This is a genomic window from Microbispora sp. KK1-11, assembly GCF_006874435.1.
GTDB classification, from domain to species: Bacteria; Actinomycetota; Actinomycetes; order Streptosporangiales; family Streptosporangiaceae; genus Microbispora; species Microbispora catharanthi.
The window spans coordinates 1-575 of sequence record NZ_VIRJ01000125.1; the positions used below are offsets into that span (position 1 = coordinate 1).

1 protein-coding gene is annotated in these 575 nt (G+C 69.6%); it reads right to left on the minus strand.

The genetic code is table 11. From position 1 onward, the window contains the following. Positions 1 to 215: 215 nt before the first annotated feature. Positions 216 to 575 (minus strand): lectin (locus FLW16_RS43035; protein ID WP_142566731.1); only part of this gene is annotated, 360 nt, incomplete at its 5' end.

Below are 575 nucleotides of genomic sequence, written 5' to 3' on the forward strand. Positions count from 1 at the left end.
GGCGAGGATTCGGGTGCGCGGGCGTGGCGGTCTCATGGGGTGCGCGTGGACGGCTCGGTGTGGAGCCGTCCCCGGGGCTTCCTGTGAATGCACTGCCTGCTCCTGGGGGGGAGGGGGTCGTGGCGGGGGACGACGCCCACCGGAGGGGGGGGCGTCATGTGCGGCCTTCGCCGGGGTGATGACTCACCCCGGCGAAGGCGCGTGCCCGGACGGGGTCAGGCTCGGGTCCACTTCTGGTTGTTCTGGCCGTTGCAGGTCCAGATGATGACCTTGCTGCCGTTGGCGGTGCCGTTGTTGTACACATCCAGGCACTTGTTCGCGCCGACGGCGGTGATGCTCCCGTCGGAGTTGAGGCGCCACTTCTGGTTGTTCTGCCCGTTGCAGTCCCAGATGATCACGCTGGCGCCGTCGGCCGTGGCGCCGCCGTTGACGTCGAGGCACTTGTTGCCGTAGACGCGCAGTTCACCGGCGCTGGTGGTGGTCCACTGCTGGTTGGGCTGGCCGTTGCAGTCCCAGATCTGCGCCTGGGCGCCGTTGGCCTGCGACGCCCCGCTGACGTCCAGGCACCGCCCGGA